Source organism: Vibrio sp. 1978 (assembly GCF_033344345.1).
In genome coordinates, this window is record NZ_JAWPOP010000097.1 from 595 (window position 1) to 1336 (window position 742).

The following is a 742-nucleotide window of genomic DNA, read 5'->3' on the forward strand; positions in this document are numbered from 1 at the left end:
GAGTCAACACGCCAGCGGCTTGCTCTCCGCCCATTACCGAGATGCGTGCGTTTGGCCACATCCACATCATGGTTGGATCATACGCTCGTCCGCACATGCCGTAGTTTCCTGCGCCGTAAGAACCGCCAATGATCACGGTGAATTTGGGCACATCAGCACACGCCACCGCCATCACCAGTTTTGCGCCGTGTTTGGCGATGCCTTCTTCCTCGACTTTTTTGCCGACCATGAATCCGGTGATGTTTTGCAAAAAGAGTAGCGGCGTTTTGCGTTTGGCGCACAGTTCAATAAAGTGCGCGCCTTTTTGTGAGGAGTCAGAAAACAAAATGCCGTTGTTCGCGACAATGCCAATCAACTGACCATGAATGCGCGCAAAACCGCACACCAACGTGCGTCCGTAAAGGGCTTTAAACTCATCGAAATCTGAGTCATCGACGATACGCGCGATGATTTCACGTACATCAAACGACAAACGCAAATTGGCGTTGACGATACCGTACATTTCTTCCGCATCGTAACGTGGTGGTAAGATGGCACTGTTTGATTTCGGCGGCTTTGGACGGTTCGCGTTGGCAATCGCCTCGCGCGCTAAGCCTAAGGCGTGCTCATCGTTTTCGGCGTAATAATCCGCCACCCCCGATTTTCGACAATGCACATCTGCGCCGCCGAGTTCTTCACCAGTCACGACTTCGCCCGTTGCGGCTTTTACCAATGGGGGGCCTGCTAAAAAGATGGTGCCTTG

Annotated in this window: 1 protein-coding gene; it reads right to left on the reverse strand. The window is 52.8% G+C overall.

What is annotated here, in order from left to right:
- A partial coding sequence (locus R8N49_RS24720; RefSeq protein WP_318190167.1) for an acyl-CoA carboxylase subunit beta occupies positions 1–742 on the reverse strand: 742 nt, incomplete at both ends.